The sequence below is a fragment of the Pseudomonas edaphica genome (assembly GCF_965277385.1).
GTDB lineage: Bacteria > Pseudomonadota > Gammaproteobacteria > Pseudomonadales > Pseudomonadaceae > Aquipseudomonas > Aquipseudomonas edaphica.
Genome location: NZ_OZ255725.1, coordinates 3,479,124 through 3,501,376, shown reverse-complemented (window position 1 = coordinate 3,501,376; position 22,253 = coordinate 3,479,124). Strand labels below are relative to the sequence as shown.

21 protein-coding genes are annotated in these 22,253 nt (G+C 60.2%); 9 read left to right on the top strand and 12 right to left on the bottom strand.

Going from position 1 to position 22,253, the window contains the following annotated elements; genetic code table 11:
• Positions 1–38 precede the first annotated feature (38 nt).
• Positions 39–743 (bottom strand): fimbria/pilus chaperone family protein, encoded by a 705-nt coding sequence (locus ACQY47_RS15755; protein WP_428557363.1) that lies wholly within the window; start codon positions 741–743, stop codon positions 39–41.
• A 104-nt stretch (positions 744–847) separates the two neighbouring features.
• The gene (locus ACQY47_RS15750; RefSeq protein ID WP_428550126.1) at positions 848–1,489 is read right to left on the bottom strand and encodes a DUF1120 domain-containing protein; all 642 of its coding nucleotides are present in this window, start codon (positions 1,487–1,489) and stop codon (positions 848–850) included.
• A gap of 483 nt (positions 1,490–1,972) precedes the next feature.
• On the opposite strand from ACQY47_RS15750, the gene ppx reads away from it, so the two are divergent.
• Positions 1,973–3,475 (top strand): exopolyphosphatase, encoded by a 1,503-nt coding sequence (ppx, locus tag ACQY47_RS15745; protein WP_056860774.1) that lies wholly within the window; start codon positions 1,973–1,975, stop codon positions 3,473–3,475.
• A 164-nt stretch (positions 3,476–3,639) separates the two neighbouring features.
• Here ppx and ppk1 read toward each other — a convergent pair whose 3' ends face one another.
• Together ppk1 and hemB are read right to left on the bottom strand one after the other, a co-directional pair.
• Positions 3,640–5,862, bottom strand: a complete 2,223-nt coding sequence (gene ppk1 / locus ACQY47_RS15740) for a polyphosphate kinase 1 (protein WP_017135242.1) — start codon at positions 5,860–5,862, stop codon at positions 3,640–3,642.
• Between the two features lie 18 nt (positions 5,863–5,880).
• Complete coding sequence (hemB, locus tag ACQY47_RS15735) at positions 5,881–6,894, bottom strand: porphobilinogen synthase (protein WP_428550122.1); 1,014 nt, start codon at positions 6,892–6,894, stop codon at positions 5,881–5,883.
• 208 nt (positions 6,895–7,102) lie between these two features.
• Here hemB and ACQY47_RS15730 point away from each other — a divergent pair, with 208 nt between their 5' ends.
• Positions 7,103–7,738, top strand: a complete 636-nt coding sequence (locus ACQY47_RS15730) for a DedA family protein (protein WP_428557362.1) — start codon at positions 7,103–7,105, stop codon at positions 7,736–7,738.
• On the opposite strand, the gene ACQY47_RS15725 is transcribed toward ACQY47_RS15730, so the two are convergent.
• Positions 7,719–8,954 carry a sterol desaturase family protein gene (locus ACQY47_RS15725; protein ID WP_017135240.1) on the bottom strand — a complete coding sequence of 412 codons (1,236 nt, stop codon included), beginning with the start codon at positions 8,952–8,954 and terminating at the stop codon, positions 7,719–7,721. The genes ACQY47_RS15730 and ACQY47_RS15725 overlap by 20 nt on opposite strands.
• 116 nt (positions 8,955–9,070) lie before the next feature.
• Here ACQY47_RS15725 and elbB point away from each other — a divergent pair, with 116 nt between their 5' ends.
• Positions 9,071–9,736: an isoprenoid biosynthesis glyoxalase ElbB gene (gene elbB, locus ACQY47_RS15720; protein WP_017135239.1), complete on the top strand. Its 666-nt coding sequence runs from the start codon at positions 9,071–9,073 to the stop codon at positions 9,734–9,736.
• A gap of 246 nt (positions 9,737–9,982) precedes the next feature.
• On the opposite strand, the gene ACQY47_RS15715 is transcribed toward elbB, so the two are convergent.
• Positions 9,983–10,438 (bottom strand): YaiI/YqxD family protein, encoded by a 456-nt coding sequence (locus ACQY47_RS15715; protein WP_017135238.1) that lies wholly within the window; start codon positions 10,436–10,438, stop codon positions 9,983–9,985.
• 2 nt (positions 10,439–10,440) lie between these two features.
• On the bottom strand, positions 10,441–12,336 hold the full coding sequence (locus ACQY47_RS15710) for an FTR1 family protein (RefSeq protein ID WP_428550117.1): 1,896 nt from the start codon (positions 12,334–12,336) through the stop codon (positions 10,441–10,443).
• A 268-nt stretch (positions 12,337–12,604) separates the two neighbouring features.
• Between ACQY47_RS15710 and ACQY47_RS15705 the strand changes: the two genes are divergently transcribed.
• From ACQY47_RS15705 to ACQY47_RS15690, 4 genes are read left to right on the top strand one after another with little or no spacing between them, the layout of a single operon-like run.
• The gene (locus tag ACQY47_RS15705) at positions 12,605–13,999 is read left to right on the top strand and encodes a COG3014 family protein (RefSeq protein ID WP_428550114.1); all 1,395 of its coding nucleotides are present in this window, start codon (positions 12,605–12,607) and stop codon (positions 13,997–13,999) included.
• Positions 14,000–14,009: 10 nt separating this feature from the next.
• The gene (locus ACQY47_RS15700; RefSeq protein WP_428550111.1) at positions 14,010–14,381 is read left to right on the top strand and encodes a YcfL family protein; all 372 of its coding nucleotides are present in this window, start codon (positions 14,010–14,012) and stop codon (positions 14,379–14,381) included.
• Positions 14,382–14,416: 35 nt separating this feature from the next.
• Positions 14,417–15,004 (top strand): penicillin-binding protein activator LpoB, encoded by a 588-nt coding sequence (gene lpoB / locus ACQY47_RS15695; RefSeq protein WP_017135234.1) that lies wholly within the window; start codon positions 14,417–14,419, stop codon positions 15,002–15,004.
• Between the two features lie 3 nt (positions 15,005–15,007).
• The gene (locus ACQY47_RS15690) at positions 15,008–15,748 is read left to right on the top strand and encodes a penicillin-binding protein activator LpoB (RefSeq protein ID WP_428550108.1); all 741 of its coding nucleotides are present in this window, start codon (positions 15,008–15,010) and stop codon (positions 15,746–15,748) included.
• 153 nt (positions 15,749–15,901) lie between these two features.
• Here the strand turns inward: ACQY47_RS15690 and ACQY47_RS15685 are convergent, their stop codons facing one another.
• The 3 genes from ACQY47_RS15685 to ACQY47_RS15675 all read right to left on the bottom strand — a co-directional run bounded on the left by ACQY47_RS15685 (position 15,902) and on the right by ACQY47_RS15675 (position 19,105).
• Positions 15,902–16,534 carry a LysE family transporter gene (locus ACQY47_RS15685; RefSeq protein ID WP_017135232.1) on the bottom strand — a complete coding sequence of 211 codons (633 nt, stop codon included), beginning with the start codon at positions 16,532–16,534 and terminating at the stop codon, positions 15,902–15,904.
• 88 nt (positions 16,535–16,622) lie between these two features.
• Positions 16,623–17,195 carry a mechanosensitive ion channel domain-containing protein gene (locus ACQY47_RS15680; protein WP_428550104.1) on the bottom strand — a complete coding sequence of 191 codons (573 nt, stop codon included), beginning with the start codon at positions 17,193–17,195 and terminating at the stop codon, positions 16,623–16,625.
• Complete coding sequence (locus tag ACQY47_RS15675; RefSeq protein ID WP_056860786.1) at positions 17,195–19,105, bottom strand: ATP-binding cassette domain-containing protein; 1,911 nt, start codon at positions 19,103–19,105, stop codon at positions 17,195–17,197. The genes ACQY47_RS15680 and ACQY47_RS15675 overlap by 1 nt, the downstream gene beginning before the upstream one ends.
• Positions 19,106–19,155: 50 nt before the next feature.
• Here ACQY47_RS15675 and ACQY47_RS15670 point away from each other — a divergent pair, with 50 nt between their 5' ends.
• Positions 19,156–19,617, top strand: coding sequence for a TIGR02444 family protein (locus ACQY47_RS15670; protein WP_428550100.1), 462 nt, complete (start codon positions 19,156–19,158; stop codon positions 19,615–19,617).
• On the opposite strand, the gene ACQY47_RS15665 is transcribed toward ACQY47_RS15670, so the two are convergent.
• A complete protein-coding gene (locus ACQY47_RS15665; RefSeq protein ID WP_428550097.1) occupies positions 19,614–20,834 on the bottom strand; it encodes an AlgP family protein in 1,221 nt (406 codons plus the stop codon). The two genes, ACQY47_RS15670 and ACQY47_RS15665, sit on opposite strands and share 4 nt — an antisense overlap.
• Positions 20,835–21,026: 192 nt before the next feature.
• Here ACQY47_RS15665 and ACQY47_RS15660 point away from each other — a divergent pair, with 192 nt between their 5' ends.
• Positions 21,027–21,704, top strand: a complete 678-nt coding sequence (locus ACQY47_RS15660; protein ID WP_428550094.1) for an FKBP-type peptidyl-prolyl cis-trans isomerase — start codon at positions 21,027–21,029, stop codon at positions 21,702–21,704.
• Between the two features lie 53 nt (positions 21,705–21,757).
• On the opposite strand, the gene ACQY47_RS15655 is transcribed toward ACQY47_RS15660, so the two are convergent.
• Positions 21,758–22,216, bottom strand: a complete 459-nt coding sequence (locus tag ACQY47_RS15655; protein WP_017135007.1) for an Rsd/AlgQ family anti-sigma factor — start codon at positions 22,214–22,216, stop codon at positions 21,758–21,760.
• Positions 22,217–22,253: the final 37 nt, after the last annotated feature.

Sequence of the window (22,253 nt, the reverse complement as noted above, 5' to 3'; positions counted from 1 at the left end):
CGGGCGGGACGTGATTCGAAGGGCGTGCCATGAGCCGGTCAACTCTCATCAGCATTGATTGCGACCCGATATCTGTCTACCGCAAACCCATAGACAGTCGCCGGCTGAAACTCGACCTCGGCCACACCGCCCAAGGGGCTTGCGGCTGACACTGCGAGCGCTTCGCCCGGCAAAATATAAGCCCGCGGTAACGCTGCCTTGATGCCTTGTGGAAGCAACTGCACATCCGCCGCCATGCGCACCACATAGGCACTGTCGTTATGCACGGTGAGACGCTCACCCACCCGCTTCCACTTCAGTAACTCCCAGGGTTTTTGATGCCGGGGCAGGCCTTTTGGGTGCAGGATCAGCGGCAAGTTCTGGCGGATGGTGATACCGATCGTGGCCCCCTGTTCGGCACGCGCCTGGGGAATACCCTCGAAGGACACACGCTTGAGCCGCTGAGTCTTGAGCGGCGCCTTCAAGGTACTGATGAAGCGCACCAATTGCGTTTCGCCCGCCTCCACGCGCGTAATGGGCGGTGTGACAATCAACAGCGGCTCCAGGTCCTCGGGCACATTCTCTACCACTGAATGAAGCAACGCCGGGCCTGCATCCGTATTCTTGATGTTTATTGTGGCTTCGCCCTCTTCTTCATAGAGCAGTACCACCGTTGTTTCAGGCTGCATACCGTCCGCCGCAGCAACTGCAATAAACAACAGGCTAAAAAACAACGCTCGACTTAGTATCGAACAACACCGCATTGAATGTTCCCCACAACGTATAAAGTTGATTTCCGGCAGACAAACGCCCACAAAAAAACAACCGACCAGAACGCGTTACTTCCGGGTCGGTTGTTTTACGTTGCTTAGGTGTAGTTCAGTACAATCGTCGCACGCCCATTAAGGGAGACGTCGTTCTTTAAGTCCAAGTCCGCCGTCTTGTTGATAACAGCTTTGACTGCAATAGTGCCGGTCAACTGACTGATTGTGGCGGGCGTCAGGGCCGAGGCACTGCGCCACGAGTACTGGGTCTGGTGTGCAACTTTGCCATCACTGTGCTGCCACGAGGCGCCCGAACGCATGATGGGGTATAGCGTTGTACTGGATGCCCGCAGGTTGGTGAGAGCAACCGAGTAGCCGCCGGTTCGCCGGGTACCTACAGCGCCCAAACCGAAGTTCTGCGCTTCTGTATAGCCCGCACCCAGGATGCCCGGCACCCTAGTGCCCGATTGCAAATCGGTAAAGGTGACCCCGAATGTGGTCGCCGCATTGCAAAGGATGCTCAAACCAACGGTCTTTTCTGTGAGCGGAGTGAACGCCGCCGGCTGCAATTCGCCCGAGCGAATCGTGCCGTAGTTGATTTCGCCGTTGCCGGTAAGATTAAGGCTGCACGCTGCAGGCTTGATCGTGCCGATGACGGTCAATGTCGCACCGTTCGTAGTTGCCTGGGCACTTAAAGCCGCAGCCAGGCAGGTAATACCGAGAGTCAAACCAACAATTTTTTTCATGCTCATCCTGTCACTAAAATAAGTTATCAGGTGTTCTTTATTTGTGTTTGGCGACTCCATCGCCCAATCATTTATCTTCCGGGACATGCATAACAATAAATAAATACCACCAGGCAAAATTGCCGGGTGACAGTCTGTCGCCTTGGCACTTGATTAAAGAATCAGACAACACAACAGTCGCTGTAGGAGGCATATAAAGAAATTGCCCCTCTAACTCGCTGATCGGGTGGTACAAAAGCAAATAACGCCGAGTCCATTTACTCATTTACTGTAGGAAAATTCAGAACAGGTCTTACAATGGAGCGTGGTTATCTACTCCTACAGTCTCGAAGGCCCTATTCAACTATTGCTTACAAACCCGACCTACATTTCCCACAAGAATTCCCTACAGCCAGCCTCACGGAAATTACTGAAGCACAACGCGTTGGCGCCAGCGGTCGATCGTGGCACGATGGTCGGGTTATCGACCGAGACCCCCAAACCATGCCGCAATCCCAAGCCAAGAATTTGTCCCTGATCGCCGCCATCGACCTGGGCTCCAACAGCTTTCACATGGTCGTGGCCAAGGCCCAGAACGGCGAAATCCGCATCCTTGAGCGGCTCGGCGAGAAAGTTCAACTGGCTGCCGGCATCGACGACCAGCGCCAGCTCAATGAAGAATCCATGCAGCGCGGCCTCGACTGCCTCAAGCGTTTTGCCCAACTGATCAACGGCATGCCATTGGGCGCCGTGCGAATTGTCGGCACCAACGCCCTGCGTGAGGCGCGCAACCGTGTCGAATTCATCCGCCGCGCCGAAGAAATCCTCGGGCACCCGGTAGAAGTCATCTCCGGCCGGGAAGAGGCGCGCCTTATCTACCTGGGCGTGTCCCACACCCTGGCCGACACGCCCGGCAAGCGCCTGGTGGCGGATATCGGCGGCGGCAGTACCGAGTTCATCATCGGGCAAAGATTCGAGCCATTGCTGCGCGAGAGCCTGCAAATGGGCTGCGTGAGCTTTACCCAGCGCTATTTCAAGGACGGCAAGATCACTCCGGCCCGCTATGCCCAGGCCTACACGGCCGCGCGACTGGAGATCATGAGCATCGAGCATGCGCTGCACCGCTTGACCTGGGATGAAGCCATCGGCTCGTCCGGCACCATCCGCGCCATCGGCCTGGCCCTCAAAGCCGGCGGCCATGGCACCGGTGAGGTCAACGCCGAAGGCCTGGCATGGCTCAAGCGCAAACTGTTCAAGCTGGGCGATGCCGAGAAAATCGACTTCGACGGCATCAAGCCCGACCGTCGTACCATCTTCCCGGCGGGCCTTGCGATTCTCGAAGCGATTTTCGACGCCCTCGAACTGCAACGTATGGACCATTGCGACGGCGCCCTGCGCGAAGGCGTGCTGTATGACCTGCTGGGCCGCCATCACCACGAAGACGTGCGTGAGCGCACCCTCACCTCGTTGATGGAGCGTTATCACGTCGACCTGGAACAAGCGGCCCGAGTGGAACGCAAAGCCCTGCACGCCTTTGACCAGGTAGCCGAGGACTGGGACCTGGAAGACGGCGTCTGGCGCGAACTACTGGGCTGGGCCGCCAAGGTGCATGAAGTAGGCCTGGACATCGCCCACTACCATTACCACAAGCACGGCGCCTACCTGATCGAGCACTCGGACCTCGCCGGTTTCTCCCGCGAAGACCAACAGATGCTCGCCCTGCTGGTGCGTGGCCATCGCCGCAACATTCCCAAGGACAAATTTGCCGAGTTCGGCGACGAAGGCATCAAGCTGATCCGCCTGTGCGTGCTGCTGCGCTTTGCGATCCTGTTCCACCACATCCGTGGCACCCAGGAAATGCCCCAAGTCACCCTGCGCGCCCATGGCGACAGCCTCGACGTGGTGTTCCCCAAAGGCTGGCTGGATGAAAACCAGCTGACCCAGGCGGACTTTGCCCAGGAAGCGGAGTGGTTGACGCGGGTGGGGTTCAGCCTGAACTTGCGCTAAAGCGCGCTGCAAAACACAGGTGTGAGGGGGCTTGCTGTGGCGAGCAAGCTTGCTTGCGCTGGGGTGCGTAGCGCCCCCAAAAAGCCGGAGACTGCTGCGCAGTCAACGGGAGCAAGCTCCCTCGCCACAGCAAGCCCGCTCCCACATTAGGTTTGTGCAGGCTTTTAGTTCACCGCAAGAATCGGGCTACCCAGCTTCTCCAGCAACGTCGCCTGCGCACTGCGCGGGTTCTGGTTGCCGGTCGGGGTGTTGCGCACGTAGCGCCCGTCCGATTGCAGGCTCCAGCTGTGGGTGTTGTCGGTGAGGTAGCTTTCCAGCTCTTTCTTGACCCGCATGATCAGCTTCTTGCCTTCGACCGGGAAGCAGGTCTCCACACGCTTGTCGAGGTTGCGCTCCATCCAGTCGGCACTGGAGAGGAACATCTGCTCCTCGCCGCCGTTGAGGAAGTAGAACACCCGTGTGTGCTCCAGGAAGCGGCCGATGATCGAGCGCACATGGATGTTATGTGACACACCCACAATGCCCGGGCGCAGGCAGCACATGCCACGCACCACCAGGTCGATGCGCACCCCGGACTGGCTGGCCTTGTACAGCGCGCGGATGATCTTCGGATCGGTCAGCGAGTTGAACTTGGCGATGATGTGCGCCGGCTTGCCGTCGAGGGCGAACTGGGTTTCGCGGGCAATCATGTCGAGCATGCCCTTCTTGAGCGTGAACGGCGCGTGCAGCAGCTTCTTCATGCGCAAGGTCTTGCCCATGCCGATCAACTGGCTGAACAACTTGCCGACGTCCTCACACAAAGCGTCGTCGGAGGTGAGCAGGCTGTAGTCGGTGTAGAGCTTGGCGTTGCCGGCGTGATAGTTACCGGTGCCCAAGTGGGCATAACGCACGATCTCACCAGCTTCGCGACGCAGGATCAGCATCATCTTGGCGTGGGTCTTGAAGCCGACCACGCCGTAGATCACCACCGCACCGGCCGCTTGCAGGCGGCTGGCCAGTTGCAGGTTGGACTCTTCGTCAAACCGCGCACGCAGCTCGATCACCGCCGTGACTTCCTTGCCGTTACGCGCAGCGTCTACCAGCGCATCGACGATTTCCGAGTTGGCGCCAGAGCGGTACAGGGTTTGGCGCACAGCCAACACATGCGGGTCCTTGGCGGCCTGGCGCAGCAGGTCGACCACTGGCGTGAACGACTCGAACGGGTGCAACAGCAGAATGTCCTGCTTGCTCACCACGCTGAAAATGTTCTCGCTGTTTTGCAGCAGTTTCGGGATCTGCGGCGTGAACGGCGTGTATTGCAGCTCCGGGTGGCTGTCCAGGCCGGTGATACTGAACAGACGCGTCAGGTTCACCGGACCATTGACCTGGTACAACTCGGACTCGGCCAGGTTGAACTGCTTGAGCAGGTAGTCCGACAGGTGTTTGGGGCAGGTATCCGCCACTTCCAGACGTACCGCATCGCCATAGCGCCGCGAGAACAGCTCGCCGCGCAGGGCGCGGGCCAAGTCTTCGACGTCTTCGGAGTCCAGCGCCAGGTCGGCGTTACGGGTCAGGCGAAACTGATAGCAGCCCTTGACCTTCATACCCTGGAACAGGTCATCGGCATGCGCGTGGATCATCGACGAGAGGAATACATAGTTATCGCCAGCGCCCCCTACTTCTTCCGGTACCTTGATGATCCGTGGCAACAGACGCGGCGCCGGGATGATCGCCAGGCCAGAATCGCGACCGAAGGCATCGATGCCTTCCAGCTCAACAATAAAGTTGAGGCTCTTGTTCACCAGCAACGGGAACGGGTGCGTCGGGTCGAGGCCGATCGGGGTGATGATCGGTGAAATCTCGTCACGGAAGTAGCGACGCACCCAGGTCTTGATCTTGGTGGTCCAGTGACGACGACGGATGAAGCGGACCTGATGTTTTTCCAGTTCCGGCAGCAGGATGTCGTTGAGGATCGCGTATTGGCGGTCCACATGGCCGTGCACCAGCTCGCTGATGCGCGCCAGGGCCTGATGCGGCTGCAGGCCGTCGGCACCGGCTTGTTCGCGGGCAAAGGTGATTTGCTTTTTGAGGCCGGCAACGCGGATTTCGAAGAACTCGTCCAGGTTGCTGGAGAAGATCAGCAGGAATTTAAGCCGCTCCAGCAGTGGATAGGACTCATCCAGCGCCTGCTCCAGCACGCGGATGTTGAATTGCAGTTGTGACAGCTCACGATGGATGTACAGGCTGCTGTCATCCAGGTTGGTCACCGCTGCCACCGGGGCCGGCGCGGGCGCTTCAGCCACCACAGCAGGCGCAGCCGGCTCCAGCTCCGGTGGGGTTTCGGCGATCTGTTCAACCACCGGGTGAGCGTCTTTTACAGCAACTTCGGAGAGTCCTTCGGTATTCATCGAGTGTTCCTGTGAGGGCTATTGTTGCTCTCTAAGCAATTGGGCAGCGCGGGCGGCGAAGTAGGTCAGAATGCCATCAGCGCCCGCACGTTTAAAGGCAGTCAGGGATTCGAGGATCACCCCTTCACTCAACCAACCATTCTGGATCGCGGCCATGTGCATGGCGTATTCACCGCTGACCTGATAGACAAAGGTCGGCACCTTGAATTCCTCTTTGACCCGATAAAGGATGTCCAAGTAAGGCATCCCGGGCTTGACCATCACCATGTCGGCGCCTTCGGCCAGGTCGGCCGCCACTTCGTGAAGCGCTTCATGGCTGTTGGCCGGGTCCATCTGGTACGAGGCCTTGTTGGCCTTGCCCAGGTTCAACGCCGAACCCACCGCATCGCGGAACGGGCCGTAATAGGCGCTGGCGTACTTGGCCGAGTAGGCCATGATGCGCACATTGACGTGGCCGGCCAGTTCCAGGGCTTCGCGGATCGCCTGGATGCGGCCGTCCATCATGTCCGACGGTGCCACCACCTGGGCGCCTGCTGCTGCATGGGACAAGGCCTGCTTGACCAGCGCATCAACGGTGATGTCGTTCTGAACATAGCCGTCTTCGTCGAGAATGCCATCCTGGCCGTGGGTGGTGAACGGGTCCAGCGCCACGTCGGTGATTACACCCAGTTCCGGGAAACACTCACGCAAGGCCCGGGTGGCGCGCTGGGCGATGCCTTCCGGGTTCCAGGCTTCGGCGGCGTCGAGGGACTTGAGCTCGGCCGGTGTCACCGGGAACAGCGCCAATGCCGGAATCCCCAGTTCAACCCAACCGGCTGCCTCTTCAAGCAGCAAATCAATGGTCAAGCGCTCCACGCCCGGCATCGACGCCACAGCCTCCCGACGATTTTCGCCGTCCAGCACAAACACCGGCAGGATCAGATCATTCGGCGTCAGTACATTTTCACGTACAAGGCGGCGAGAAAAATCATCACGGCGATTGCGTCGCAGACGGGTGGCGGGGAACAGGCGATTGGCAGGGGTAAAGCTCACGACAGACTCCTGAGCCCGCGTTTACGGGCGAGCGTTGCAGTTATAAGCGGCCATTATGACGAAGGAATGACAGTTGTGCTTATCGATGCGACCTGTAGTCGCATTCGTCGTTTATGTAGGAATTGTTCACTTCGTGACACATCTCGATACTTTCATGAATGTTCACGAAGGCGTAGGCTGCGCGTTCATTTCGCCAGCTCCCCAGACCATGCTTCAACAATTTCTGCATGACTTCGGCTACTTTGCGCTCTTCCTGGGCACCTTCTTTGAAGGCGAAACCATTTTGGTTCTCGCAGGCTTCCTGGCGTTCCGTGGCTACATGGATATCAACCTGGTGGTGGTCGTTGCCTTTTTTGGCAGCTATGCCGGCGACCAGCTGTGGTATTTCCTGGGGCGCAAACACGGGCGCAAGCTGCTGGCGCGCAAGCCGCGTTGGCAATTGATGGGTGACAAGGCCCTGGAACATATCCGCAAGCACCCGGATATCTGGGTGCTGAGCTTCCGCTTCGTTTATGGATTGCGCACCGTGATGCCGGTGGCTATTGGCCTGTCGGGCTACCCGCCGGCCCGCTACTTGATTCTCAACGGCATCGGCGCCGCCATCTGGGCCGCGGCCTTGGGCGCGGCGGCCTACCACTTCGGCGCGGTGCTGGAAGGCATGCTCGGCAGCGTCAAGAAATACGAGCTGTGGGTGCTGGGCGCGTTGCTATTGCTGGGCTTTGGCCTGTGGCTGCGCCGGCGCTTCAAGAACGCGCGTATCGCCCGCGAAGCCTGTGCGGAGGCCAAGGCCCGGCTGGCTGCCGAGCCGGCCCCGGAGCAACCGCCTAAGACGCCAGTCGAGTAAGCCGGCTTCTGCAACAGTAGAGGCCGATCGCACTGAGCAAGCTGTAACTCACCAGGCCCAGCCAGCCCAGGCTGCTGGCCGGCCACAAGCCGACCAGCGGCGCCAGCCACACCAACGGCACATTCAGTCCCAGGCGCACCAGCTCGGCTTTCAGCGCCCACGGCCGATTCTCCAGGGCCACGCCCAAGGTGAACAGCCCCAGCGCCATCGCACTCCAGCCCAGCACCAGCGCCGCCGTGGGCAGCCCCTCGCCGAAATTCATCAGGTAACTGCCAAACCCTACATACGCTGCAAATTGCAGGGCGATATATACCTGCTGGCGCGCGTCCAGCGGCACCTCGAATTTGCGGAACTGGCTCAAGTCGGGCTTGGCCATCGGGTACTTGGCTTTCACGTCCGCCGGGCGCCAGCCGGTGCGCATGAACCAGATACGCAGCTTGTCCCACCAGCTCTCAGTGCGCCGCGCATCACTCCACAACTGTGCATAAAACTGCAGGTTGGCCCATAGCGGGTTCCAACTGGCCAACGGCGTGGTTACGCCGAAGATCACCGGCTCGTTATCGTCTTCTTCCTGGAAGCTGCCGAACAGGCGGTCCCAAATAATGAACACCCCGCCGTAGTTGCGATCCATGTAGAGAGCGTTTTGTGCATGGTGGGCACGATGATTGGACGGCGTGACGAAAAACCACTCGAACCAGCCGAGCTTGGGCACGTGACGGGTGTGTACCCAGAATTGATACAGGAGATTGAGCGAGGCCACGCTGATAAACACCACCAACGGCACGCCCACGACGGCCAGGGGCAAGTAGAAGATCCAGCTCAGCAGGAAGCCGGTACTGGTCTGGCGCAACGCGGTGGTGAGGTTGTAGTCCTCGCTCTGGTGATGCACCGAGTGCGCAGCCCAGAGGATGTTGCGCTCATGGCCGCAGCGGTGCAGCCAGTAGTAACAGAAGTCGTAAAACACAAAGGCGAACACCCAGGTCCACACGCTTTGGGCAGGCAGCTCAATAAGCGCCAGGTGCTTGAGGGCAAACGCGTAGGTCAGCAGGCCCACGCCTTTGGTCAACAACCCGGTGGTGGTGGACAGCACACCGGTGCTGAGGCTGTTGATAGCGTCCGCCACCCGATAATTGCGTTCACCGCGCCAGCGATCGGCCAGCAGCTCGACCACGATCAAGGCAATAAAAAACGGTACCGCGTAAGGCACGAAGTCCATGGGCTAGTCCGATGTATTTTTGTTACATCAAGATTAGGTGTAGCCGCAGGAGATCCCATTGGCAACAGGTGACAAATTAGTAGACATTTAACGCCACAAAAACAGGAGAGATGCCCATGAGCAAAAAGATTGCAGTGATCCTTTCCGGCTGCGGCGTGTACGACGGCGCAGAGATTCATGAAAGTGTGATCACGCTGCTGCGCCTGGATCAGCGCGGCGCTCAGGTCCAATGTTTTGCGCCAGACATTGCGCAGCTGCACGTGATCAACCACCTTACCGGTGAAGAGATGCCCGAGTCGCGCAATGTGCTGGTGGAGTCGGCGCGCATCGCTCGAGGTGAGGTGAAAGACATTCGTGAAGCCAACGCCGACGAGTTCGACGCACTGATCGTGCCTGGCGGGTTTGGCGCAGCGAAGAATCTCTCGAACTTTGCCGTGGAGGGCGCCGGTTGCAGCGTCAACCCGCAAGTGCTGGAGCTGGCCGAAGCCTTTGCCGAAGCCGGCAAGCCTGTGGGACTGATCTGCATCTCGCCAGCCCTGGCCGCAAAAATCTACGGCCCCGGCGTGACCTGCACCATCGGCAACTGCCCCGACACGGCGGCGGCCCTGGACAAGATGGGCGCCACTCATCAGGAGTGCGCTGTCGAGGATATCGTCGAGGACAAGGCCCGCAAGCTGGTGACTACGCCGGCCTACATGCTCGGCAAGCGCATCAGCGAGGTGGCGTCAGGCATCAACAAGTTGGTGGATCGCGTGCTGGAACTGACCCACGAGAATGATTAACCCGCGATGAGTGAGTGGCTGTGGCGAGCTGGCCTGTTGTGGCGAGCAGGCTTGCCCTGCGCTGGGTGGCGAGGCCGCCCCAATTCAGGCAGCGCGGTGTGTCAGGTTGTGCGAGGTTGTGAGGTTTAGGGCTGCTGCGCAGCCCAACGCAGGGCAAGCCTGCTCGCCACAACAGGCCTGCCTGCCACAACAAGCCTGCCCGGCACACCAAGACCAGCTGCTACAACAAACCCACTCACTGCAAGGTCAGGCCTGGCGCATTAATCGGGTGAGGATACGGTCCAGCGCATTGGCAAACGCCTGCTTGTCCTTTTCACCATGGGGCGGTGGGCCGCCGCCCATCTGGCCCTGCTCACGCAGGTCGGTGAACAGGTTGCGCACCGCCAGTCGCTCACTCATATTCGCCGGGCTGAACTCCTTGCCGCGGGGGTCGAGGGCTGTGACGCCCTTCTTCACCAGGCGGTCGGCCAACGGCACGTCGCTGCAGATCACCAACTCACCGGGCACGGCGTGCTCCACCAGATAGTCATCCGCCGCGTCCGGGCCGCTGGGCACCACGATCAGCTTCACACAGGCAAAGCTCGGCTTGATCTGGCTCTGACCCGCCACCAGCACCACTTCGAACTGGCGCTTGAGCGCGAACTTCACCACTTGGTCCTTGGCTGCTCGCGGGCAGGCGTCTGCATCGATCCACACCCGCATGCTTATGCCACCACTCGACGCTTCTCGGCCAGGCGACTGCGGCCGTACAGCACCACAATCGCCAGGATCGCCACAGCCTGCGCACTCAACGAGTACGCATCGGCATGAATGCCCAGCCAGTCGAAATCAAAGAACGCCACCGGCCGTGTGCCGAAGATGCCCGCTTCCTGCAAGGCCTTGACGCCGTGCCCGGCGAACACCACCGACAGCGCGCACAGCAGCGCCGCGTTGATACCGAAGAACAACGCCAGCGGCAGTTTCGCCGAGCCGCGCAGGATCACCCACGCCAACCCTACCAGCAGCACCAGCGCCGTGGCGCCGCCCGCCAGTACCGCGTTGTGTCCGGCAGGACCCGCCTGCAGCCACAGGGTTTCGTAGAACAGGATCACCTCGAACAGCTCGCGGTATACCGAGAAAAACGCCAGCATCGCGAAACCGAAACGGCCACCGCCACCGACCAGGCTGCTCTTGATGTAATCCTGCCAGGCCGCCGCGTGGCGTCGGTCATGCATCCACACGCCCAGCCACAACACCATCACACTGGCGAACAACGCCGTGCAGCCTTCGAGCAATTCGCGCTGGGCGCCGCTCACGTCAATCACATACGCCGCCAACGCCCAGGTCGCCAAGCCGGCCAGCAACGCCAAGCCCCAACCGACGTTGACACTGCGCACCGCCGATTGCTGGCCGGTGTTACGCAGGAACGCCAGGATCGCCGCCAGTACCAGGATCGCCTCAAGGCCTTCGCGCAGCAGAATCAGCAAACCAGAGATGTAGCTCAGCGACCAGCTCAGGCCATCACTGCCCAACAATCCGGCGGATTCGGTGAGTTTGCCCTTGGCCACGTCCAGGCGCTGTTGTACCTGCTCGACCGGCAGGCCGTCCTGCAACGACTGCCGGTAGGCCATCAAGGCTTTCTCGGTGTCTTTACGCACGTTGGCGTCGACGTTATCCAGGGAGCTTTCTACCAGCTCAAAGCCTTCCAGGTACGCTGCGACCGAAAGGTCATAGGCCTGTTCGTGATCGCCGTTGCGGAACGCGGCGAGGCTCTTGTCCAACGTGGTCGCGGTGTAGTCGAGCAACTGCGCCGGGCCACGCTTGACCTGCGGCGGCTGCGCACGCTGGGCGCGGAACGTCGCGGCAGCGGCCGGGCCATTTGCGGCCAATACCTCATTGGGCGTCTGGCGCGCCAGGTCGGCGAGGTTGAACGGCTGTTCGGTTTTTGCCGCAGCGGGGTCAGCGGTGAAACTGGCGATATAGGTGGCCAGGTCCCAGCGCTGACGATCATCCAACTGGTCGGCAAAGGACGGCATGTCGGTGCCTTCAACACCCAGGCCCAACGTGTTGTAAATCGCGTAGAGACTGAGGCGGTCCAGACGTACCGCATCGCGCAGGTTCGCTGGCGGCGGCGTCATGCCCGTGGACGCCGGGCCATCACCCGCACCGGCAGTACCGTGGCACACCGAGCAGTGCTGGGCGTACAGCGGCGCACCCCGCGCAGGGTCTGGCGTGATAGCCGGCGCCTGGCTGACTTCATAGGCCACCGCCAACTTGGCGCCCAACTGACGGGCTTGGCGGGCGACGGTCGCGCCGTCCTGGTGAGCGGATACAGCCGCTGACAATTCGTCGACACCCTTGACCAACTCGGCGCGCTCCGGCCTTTGCGGCAGCTCGGCCACCAGGCCCTGCAACACCCCGAGAAACTCTACTTGTTCGCGATATTCGGATTCATCGATAACCTTGCCCGCCTCCACCGTCGGAGGGTAGTCAGCGCCAATGTAGTCCAACAAATGCAGGGCTTGTGGGGCGCCCTCGGCAGTCGCGGCCAGCAGGTTGAAGCTGCACGACATCAAGGCTGGCAGCAGCAACCAGGCGAGAAAACGGATGGGGGCAATCATGAATGAATCTCAAAGGGAAATACGAAGTAACACATTGTTGAATTTTAAAGCGTTTGACTCAAGGCGTTCGTGATTTGGCGCCTGTGAGCCCCGTGCAATCAAGAGACAAGCAATGGCATCTCAGCGCGACTTGCAGCGGCAAAAAGCCATTGTTTTGCCAGCAATGACGCCTATAATGCCGCGCCCTGTTATTGCAAAAGGGAATTTATTTCCTCGTTTTTATGAGGAATTTGCACATCAGCCGATCACTCTCAGGGAAGAAGTTTGCATGGCATTTCGCGCCTTAACCCCGCTCACACTGGCGGCGGTTACCTTGCTCTCCGGTTGTTCAATGTTTCGCAGCTACGACACCGAGCTGCAAGCCACCAACCAGCAGTTGGCCACCGGTAACGTCGACGGCGCCCTGACCCTGCTGGAAAAAAACAACACCGGCGAAGACAAGGACCTGCTCTACTTCTTTGAAAAGGGCGAGTTGTTGCGCGCCAAAGGCGACCTCACCGGCAGCCAGACCGCCTGGCGCAGCGCCGACCTGCAAGTGTTCAAGTGGGAAGAATCGGTCAAGTTCGACAGCGAAAAGTACCTCGCCCAGTTCGGCAGCTTCCTGGTCAACGACAAGGTGCGTCGCTACGAAGGTTATGACTACGAAAAAGTCATGCTGACCACCCAGATGGCCCTGAACCTGCTGGCCCTGAATGATTTCGACGGCGCCCGCACCGAGATCAAGAAGACCCACGAGCGCGAAGCCGTAATCGCCGACCTGCGGGACAAGGAATACTTAAAGCGCGAAAACGAAGCCGAGCGCCAGGGCGTCACTACCCAGATCAAAGACCTGCGCGGCTACCCGGTGGAAGCGCTGGACGCGCCGGAAGTGGTCGGCCTGAAGAACAGTTACCAGAGTGCGTTCAGCCATTACCTGGCAGGCTTTGTCTACGAAGCCCTGGGTGAAAAAGACCTGGCTGCACCGGGCTATCGCAAGGCTGCCGAGTTGCGCCCCAACACACCGCTGCTGGAACAGGCGTTGTTGGACCTGGACAAGTCCAAGGTCGGCGCCGACGAGACCGATGTACTCATCGTGGTGCAGAGTGGCCTGGCACCGGCGCGTGACTCGATCCGCCTGCCGCTGCCGATTCCGATTGACGGCCACTTGGTGATCACCCCGCTGTCGTTCCCGGTGATCAAGGCCGACACTTCCACCCAGGCCTTCGGCCAGATCGGCGTCGACGGAAAACAGCAGAACCTCACCGCGCTCAACAGCACCACCGCCATGTCCCGCCGCGCCCTGCGTGACGACATGCCGGGGATCATCCTGCGCACCACTGTGCGTGCGGTCAGCCGTGGCGTGACACAAAACAACCTGAACAAGACCAACCCCATGGCGGGGCTGGTGCTGGGCATCGCCTCGGCCGTGACCGAAGGCGCCGACACCCGCACCTGGCGCACCCTGCCGGACATGACCCAAGTGACACGCCTGCGCCTCAAGCACGGCGAGCACCAAGTCAGCTTGCCCAACGCACTGGGCGGCACGCGGGTGACGGTCAAGGCCGACCAGCGCTATCAGGTCATCACCCTGCGCGTGGTCGGCAACCAGGTGTTCGCCGGTGGCCTTGCAGCCCATGTGGTGCCGAGCAGTTCCGCCCAGGCTATCGCCCTCAAACAACCTTAAGGAGCACGTTATGCGTCATTTCATCCTCGGCGCCCTGGCGCTGGTCCTGCTCGTCGGCTGCGCCACTGCGCCGCCACCGGAACCCGGCAGCGCCGCCAGCAAAATCGTGGTGATGGGCAAGTTCAAGGGCATCGCCGTCGGCGCCATTCGCGTGGCCCGCGAAAATGGCTTCCTGACCGCCAAGGTGCAGTTGAGCAACATCACCAGCAGCAACCAGATGATGTATTACCGCTTCGCCTGGCTGGGTGCCGATGGTTTCCCGGTGGGTGATGAAGAAACCTGGAAAGTGCTGAACCTGTACGCCAACCAGGCAACGTTCCTGCCGGCAATCGCCAACCTGCCCCAGGCCGCTGACTTCCGTCTCGAAGTGAAAACCCCTTGAGCCGCTGCGCTAACCGTATTCAGAGAGATTTCCCCATGTTTGCACGCTTCTCGATTCTCGCCCTCGTTGCCCTTCTGGCCAGCGGTTGCTCCAACACCTCGCCGGTACTCGGCGGCAAGAACATCAGCTACGGCGACTCCAAGGCCGTGGAGCTGGTGACCAACGAGTTCGGCTCCACCGACCTGCAGATGATTGCCGAGAGCATGACCCGCTCCCTGGCCCAGTCCGGCATCCTGCAAGGCCGCCCGGTGGTACAGGTCTATGACGTGAAGAACAAGACCAGCGAGTACATCGATACCCGCGAGATCACCACGTCGATCAAGACCCAGCTGATGAAAACCGGCACCGCGCGTTTCGCCAGCGATAACACCGACATGCAAAGCCAGGTCGACCAGCTCAAGCTGCAAAACCAGAGCGGCCTGTACAAGAAATCCACGGTGAGCAAGACCGGCAACATGGTCGCCGCCAAGTACCGCCTGGAAGGTTCCATCAGCTCCATCGTCAAGCGCAGCTCGGACTACAAGGACGTGTTCTACAAGTTCAGCCTGCAACTGATCGACGTTGAAAGCGGCCTGGCCGAATGGATGGACGAGAAAGAAATCCGCAAGACCACGGAGCGCTAAGCAATGCGTGCATGGATCGGCATGATCAGCCTGCTGTGCGCCTTTGGCGCCTCGGCCGCCCCGAAGATCGCGGTCACCGACCTGGCCTATGAGGCGCGCGTCGAGGAGTACATCCACGCGGTGTCGGCCAGCAACAACTTCCAGGCCAGCGCGTACAACGCCAGCGGTGCCTCGGCCTACAGCGAGTACGAGAGCCGCACCAGCTACATCGAACAGACTGAATTGCGTAAATTCAGCGGCGATATCAAGGGCGAGATCCTCAAGTCGCACCAGTTTCAGCTGGTGCAGGGCACGCCTTACACCGCCAACGCCAAGGGTGACGTCTATGATGTGATCAAACGCATCAAGGCCGGTAACTTCAAGGGCGCGGACTATGTGCTGTTCGGTACGCTGTCAGACATCGACTTCACCCAGGACATCAACGCACTGGACCACACCAACAGCTACTCAGCAGTGCTGGGCCTGACGTTGGTGGCCGATTTCAGCCTGATCAATACCCGCACCTTCGAGATCACCTCGGCATTTACCGCCATGGGTGAAGGCCAGGACACCAAGCTGGTGAACAACCGTGACGTACGTGTGAGCCTGAACCGGCCGCGTGTGGTGCGGGAAGTGTCGAAAGCCTTGGGTGAGGATGTGGCGCGCCAACTGGCGGAACAGCTGGGAGGTGGCTACGCAGACCCGGGCAAGCCTGCATTGCGCAATAACCTGCCAAGGGACGAAGCGCCGAAGATTCTTCGTTGAGCCGTCATCTCAAAGCCAACACATAACAAATGTGGGAGCTGGCTTGCCTGCGATGCAGACACTGCGGTACGTCAGTTACACCTCGGTGATGCTATCGCAGCGGTGCGACGACTCGACAAGCCAGCTCCCACATTTTTAGCCGGTTTTCGTCAATCAAGCCGTTGCGCGATGCAAACTGGCGAGAAACCCCGCAGCTCCCACAAACAAGCCTGCAAACGTGCGGTTCATGCGTTTTTGCTGCTTGGGCGTGCGCAGCAGCCGCAAGACTTTCGACGCAAGCCCCGTGTAACCCGCCATTACGATCATATCGACGCTGATCATGGTTGCGCCCAGGATCAGGTACTGGACCAACAGCGGCGCCTGCGGGTTCACGAACTGCGGCAGAACCGCCAGCATGAACACCAGGGCCTTGGGGTTGCTGGCGTTGACCAGGAAGCCACGGAACATCATCGCCATTGGCTTGCCGATCGGGCGTATCGTCGCATCCTCGCTCATGTCCATCGGCAAGGCGCGCCACTGTTTGATGGCCAGGTACACCAGATACGCCACACCAAACCACTTGATCGCATAAAACGCGGTCGAAGAGGCCGCAAGAATGGCACCAAGGCCGCCCGCCACCACGGCGATCTGCATCGCCAGGCCCAGTTGCAGGCCAATGGCGTTCCAGTAGCCGCGCAGGAAACCGTATTGCAGGCCGCTGGACATCGAAGCGATGGCACCAGCGCCGGGGGAAAGAGAGATGATCCAACTGGCCAGGAAAAAGGCCAGCCATGTGTCGAGTGCCATTACACACCTCAGAGAAGAATTAGCGGTTATGCCTAAAGCTAACTCCGCCGAGTGAAGGCTGGCTACAGATTTTTACCCGCATTGAGTGTCAACGGTCACCCGGAAACATATGGGTACCTGGCCAACGTCGCACCGAGCGCTGGAAGAACAGACTGTTTGGCACCTGTACCATCGCACTGTCAGTGCCAGCCTCCTCCACTTCGATCAATGTGGTGTAGAGCAAGTTAATCGCCACCACCCGGCCTTTTACGCCCGGCTTGTCGACGGTATCCACCAGTTCGACGATATCACCGAGGCGAAACGGCCCAACAGTGAAGATCAAAATCGCACACAGCAGGTTGGACAGTACCGACCACATGGCAAAAAACGCCACGGCCGCGACTGCGACAAACCCCGACAACGCCGTCCACAACACGGTGGCGGAAACGCCCAGGCGCTCCAGCACAAAAATCAGCGCACTGCCCATGATCAGCCAGCGCAGGCCGCCACGCAGTGGCATCAGCAACTGCGGTGGCAACGGGTAGCGTTCACCCAGTCGATTCAAGCCCTTGGCCACGAAGCGCTGGGCGAAATAACCCGCCAGCAGGATCAGCAGTATCTGCACGCCGACCCAGATCGGCGCGATCCATTGTGCCGGCAGCGGCAACTGCAACGCTTCCATCAGGACAGCGCCTCCAGCTCCGCTTGCAAGGTTTCGAGCACTTCGAGGGCTTCCATCCAGGTCTCCTCCAACTGCCCTTCGCGCACCTTGAGCTTGGCCTGTTCGGCCAGCAGGTCGCGCAGCTCGTCCTTGCGCGCCGCCTCGTAGACGGCGCTGTCGCCCAGGCTGGTTTCGATTTTGGCCAGGCGCTCATGCACCTTGCCCAGTTCGGCTTCCAGCTTGTCAGCTTCGCGCTTGTGCGGCGCCAACTGCTGGCGCAGGGCAGCGGCGGCCTGGCGCTGGGCCTTCTTGTCGGTCTTGTCGGGGTTCACCGGCGTATTACTCACCGGCGCGTTGCGCAGGCGGTAATCGGTCAGCCAGCGCGCATAGTCGTCCAGGTCGCCGTCGAACTCTTCGACCTTGCCATCAGCCACCAGCAAGAAGTTGTCGGTGGTGCTCTTGAGCAAGTGGCGATCGTGAGACACCACCAGCACCGCACCGCTGAACTCCTGCAAGGCCATGGTCAACGCCAGGCGCATCTCCAGGTCCAGGTGGTTGGTCGGTTCGTCGAGCAGCAGCAGGTTCGGCCTGTCCCAGGCAATCAACGCCAGGGCCAGACGGGCTTTTTCGCCGCCCGAGAAATTCAGCACCGGCTCATCGATGCGTGCGCCACGGAAGTCGAAACCGCCGAGGAAGTCGCGCAACGTTTGCTCGCGTTCGGTCGGCGCCAGACGCTGCAAGTGCAGTAACGGGCTCGCCTTGGAATCCAGGGAATCCAGCTGATGCTGGGCGAAGTAGCCCACCACCGTGTTCTCGCCACGGGTCAGGCGGCCGGCCAAAGGCTCAAGCTCGCCGGACAGGTTCTTGATCAGCGTCGATTTGCCCGCACCGTTAGGGCCAAGCAAACCGATGCGCGCACCCGGCGTGAGCTGCAGCTTGACCTTCTCCAGGATGGTTTTATCGCCATAACCCAGGCGTGCATCCGAAAGATCCAGCAAGGGGCTGGAGATTTTCACCGACTCACGGAATACAAAGTCGAACGGCGAATCGACATGGGCCGCCGACAGCTCTTCCATGCGCTCCAGCGCCTTGATCCGGCTCTGGGCCTGGCGGGCCTTGGTGGCCTGGGCCTTGAACCGGGCGATGTAGCTTTCCATGTGCGCACGTTGCGCCTGCTGCTTTTCGAAGGCCTGTTGCTGCTGGGCCAGACGCTCGGCGCGCGCGCGTTCGAACGCGGTGTAGCCGCCTCGGTACAGCGTGATTTTCTTCTGTTCGACGTGGGCAATGTTATCGACCACGGCGTCGAGGAAGTCCCGGTCGTGGGAAATCAGCAACAACGTGCCCTGATAGTTCTTGAGGAAGTCTTCCAGCCACAGGATCGCATCGAGGTCCAAGTGGTTGGTCGGTTCGTCGAGCAGCAACAAGTCCGAGGGGCACATCAGCGCCTGGGCCAGGTTCAGGCGCATGCGCCAGCCACCGGAGAAGTCGGCGACCGGGCGATCCATCTGTTCGTTGGTAAACCCAAGACCGGCCAGCATCTTGCGGGCGCGGGCGTCGGCGGTGTAACCGTCGGCACTGTCCAGCTCCGAGTGCAGGCGGGCCTGAGCGGCGCCGTCCTGGGCTTTCTCGGCCTCGGCCAGGTCGTGTTGCACCTGGCGCAGGCGCAGGTCGCCATCGAGCACGTAGTCGATCGCAATGCGGTCGAGGGTGTCGATCTCCTGGCGCATATGGGCGATGCGCCAGTCGGCCGGCAGCAAGCAGTCCCCGGAATCCGGGGTCAGCTCACCCAGCAACAGGGCGAACAACGTGGATTTGCCGGCGCCGTTGGCACCGATCAAGCCGGCTTTGTGACCGGCGTGCAGGGTCAGCTCGGCGTCTTCAAGAAGACGTTGCGGGCCACGCTGTAATGTTAGGCTTTGAAGTCGGATCATAATGGCGGCGGAGTCTACCAGCTTCGTTGGCCGCTGGCTTGGGTGTGAATATGTGCGCTGACCTGTGGAGCTTTGCCCTATCGATTTACGCCCGCCCAGGGTGCGAAGCCGCGTGCCTGCGCTTGCAGGAACAAGGCGCGGATGTGTGCCTGTTGCTGTGTGGCGCCTGGCTGGAGCAGCGTGGCGTTGCACTTGAGCCCGCGCGTATTCAGGCACTGCAGCAGCTAGCACGCCCTTGGCAAAAAACGGTGGTCAAACCGTTACGACAGATGCGCATGCAATGGCGATCCCTGGCGCAACAGGATTTGCCGCTTGCGGCGTTACGCGAGCGAGTCAAAGCTCTGGAGCTGGAGGCCGAACGGGAATTGTTAGCGCGCCTGGAAGCGTTGGCGCAGGCATGGCCGACTGGGGAAGTGAGTCAACCGAAATGGCTGGAAGGCTTGGCGACCGAAGCCGCCAACCTTGACCACGACGCGCTGCAGCAGCTGCGCGTCGTGGCCACCCGCACTTAGGAAGCGCTGGTTGGGGTGGTGCTTGGCGCTACCGGTGCAGGGGTGCTGCTGGCCGATGCGGTTGGAGCGCTGGACGCTGCCGGGGTAGCAGGCGCGGCTGCCGGAGTTGCTGGCTTGGCCGGAGCAGGCTTGGCAACGGCTGGCTTTGCAGCTGGCTTAGCGGCAGCAGGTTTGGCAGCTGGCTTAACGGCCGGTTTCGCGGCAGCAGGTTTGGCAGCTGGCTTAGCGGCTGGTTTTGCAGCAGCGGGTTTAGCCACTGGCTTGGCGGCTGGTTTCGCAGCAGCAGTTTTAGCAGCTGGCTTGGCGGCTGGTTTCGCAGCAGCAGTTTTAGCAGCTGGCTTGGCCGCTGGTTTTGCAGCAGCGGTTTTAGCTGCTGGCTTGGCCGCTGGCTTTGCAGCAGCGGTTTTAGCTGCTGGCTTGGCCGCTGGCTTTGCAGCAGCGGTTTTAGCTGCTGGCTTGGCCGCTGGCTTTGCAGCAGCGGTTTTAGCTGCTGGCTTGGCCGCTGGCTTTGCAGCAGCGGTTTTAGCTGCTGGCTTGGCCGCTGGTTTTGCAGCAGCGGTTTTAGCAGCTGGCTTGGCCGCTGGTTTTGCAGCAGCGGTTTTAGCAGCTGGCTTGGCCGCTGGTTTTGCAGCAGCGGTTTTAGCAGCTGGCTTGGCCGCTGGTTTTGCAGCAGCGGTTTTAGCAGCTGGCTTGGCCGCTGGTTTTGCAGCAGCGGTTTTAGCAACTGGCTTGGCCGCTGGTTTTGCAGCAGCAGTTTTTGCAGCTGGCTTGGCCGCAGCCTTGGCTGGAGCTTTCGACGCGGCAGCTTTTGCCGGTGTGCGGGCGCCCAATACTTTAGCCACAGCTTCTTTCACTCGACCAACGCCCTGAGCCAGTTTCAGGCTTTCCTGAGCATCTTTTTTGAGTTGGGAAATGTAAGTGCGGGTTTCAGCTTGGCGATCCTTGAGAGCGTCCAGCAGGTCCTCAAGTTCTTTGACCGCGTCTTTGGCTTTGGCTTGTGCCTTGGCTTTGCCGGCAGTCGCGGCGTCTTGCAGTTTGGTGCGGGATTTGTGCAGCTTTTCTTGCGCTTTACCGCGTTGTTTTTCCAGTTTGGCGAGCAGTTTTTCTGCATCGGCCAACGCTTGGGAACATGCGCTTTCCAGATGTTCGAGCAAGCTGCCCGAAAGTTGTTGGAGTAAATGCAACGGGGTATTAACAGGCTTCTGTTTGGCCGACATGGTTTACCTCCTGGCTGACGTGGGTGCGGCTCATACTAGCCCTCTGCTCTTACCGCCGCTAGGGCATGTTGACAGTATCGATTGCCTTGCGTTGCACCGTGAGTAAATTCTTATCGATATAACAAAAAACTGCGGCACTTTTTGCCCACTCACACTGGCATAATCCGTCGCACTTTCGGCGGGAGAAACAGCATGTCGCGTTATCTTTTTTTAGTGCTTGGCTTGGCGATTGGCGTGGCCAATGCAGGCGAGCAATCGCCGTCCAAAACCACCGCCCCAGACCCACACGACCTTGCCTACAGTTTGGGCGCAAGCCTCGGCGAGCGCTTGCGCCAGCAGGTTCCCGACCTGCAGATCCAAGCCCTGCTCGATGGCCTCAAGCAAGCCTATCAGGGCAAGCCATTGGCGCTGGACGATGCACGCATCGAACAGATCCTTGCGCAACACGAAGCACAAAACGCTGCCGACGCCGAGGTTCCACAAAGCGAAAGAGCCCTCGCTGCCGAACAGCAGTTTTTAGCCAAGGAAAAATCCGTCAGCGGCGTGCGTGAACTGGCAGATGGCATCCTGCTAACGGAGCTGGCACCCGGCAACGGCAGCAAACCGCTGGCCAGTGATGAGGTGCACGTAAATTACGTAGGACGGCTGCCCGATGGGACAGTCTTCGACAAGAGCACTCAGCCCCAATGGTTTCGCCTGGACAGTGTGATCAGTGGTTGGAGCAGCGCGCTGCAGCAGATGCCGGTAGGCGCGAAATGGCGCTTGGTAATCCCCTCCGCCCAGGCCTATGGCGCCGACGGTGCGGGTGAGTTGATCCCGCCGTATACACCACTGGTGTTCGAGATCGAATTGCTCGGCACTCGCCACTGACCCAATAAAAAACGGTGCGCCATGCGCACCGTTTTTTTATCTCACTCTGAGGGTCAAGCCTGGGCGGCCGACTCTTCTTTGTGAGCGTTGTGCAGCACTTCGATCAGGCAGTCTTCCAACTCGAAGCGCTCATGCAGCAACCCACCCAGCTCTTTGAATTTCTCAATGACACACTTGCCGGCATCACACAGGTCGTTAAAGGCAACGAGCTTCTCAGTGATAGCCTCCAAGCGCGGATAGATAGTATCAGCCAGCTCCAACCCTCGATCATCGCCAAAGGCTTTAGCCTCCTTGGTCAGTTGATCGTAGACACCAAAGTGGCCCGTAGATACGTAATCCATCAGCACGCCGCAGAACTCTTGCAACGGTTTGCGATTCTCAGCCAGTGCCTCGGGCTTGGCGCCAAGAGCATCAAAGGCTCGAACCAGTTCGTGACGTGCCTTCAACCAGCTGTCGATCAGCTTGTGCACTCCACCCCAGCGTTCCTGAGCATTCTGACAACTTTCCAGCATGGTGATCTCTCTTCCCTATAGGGGCGCTGCCGCCTGT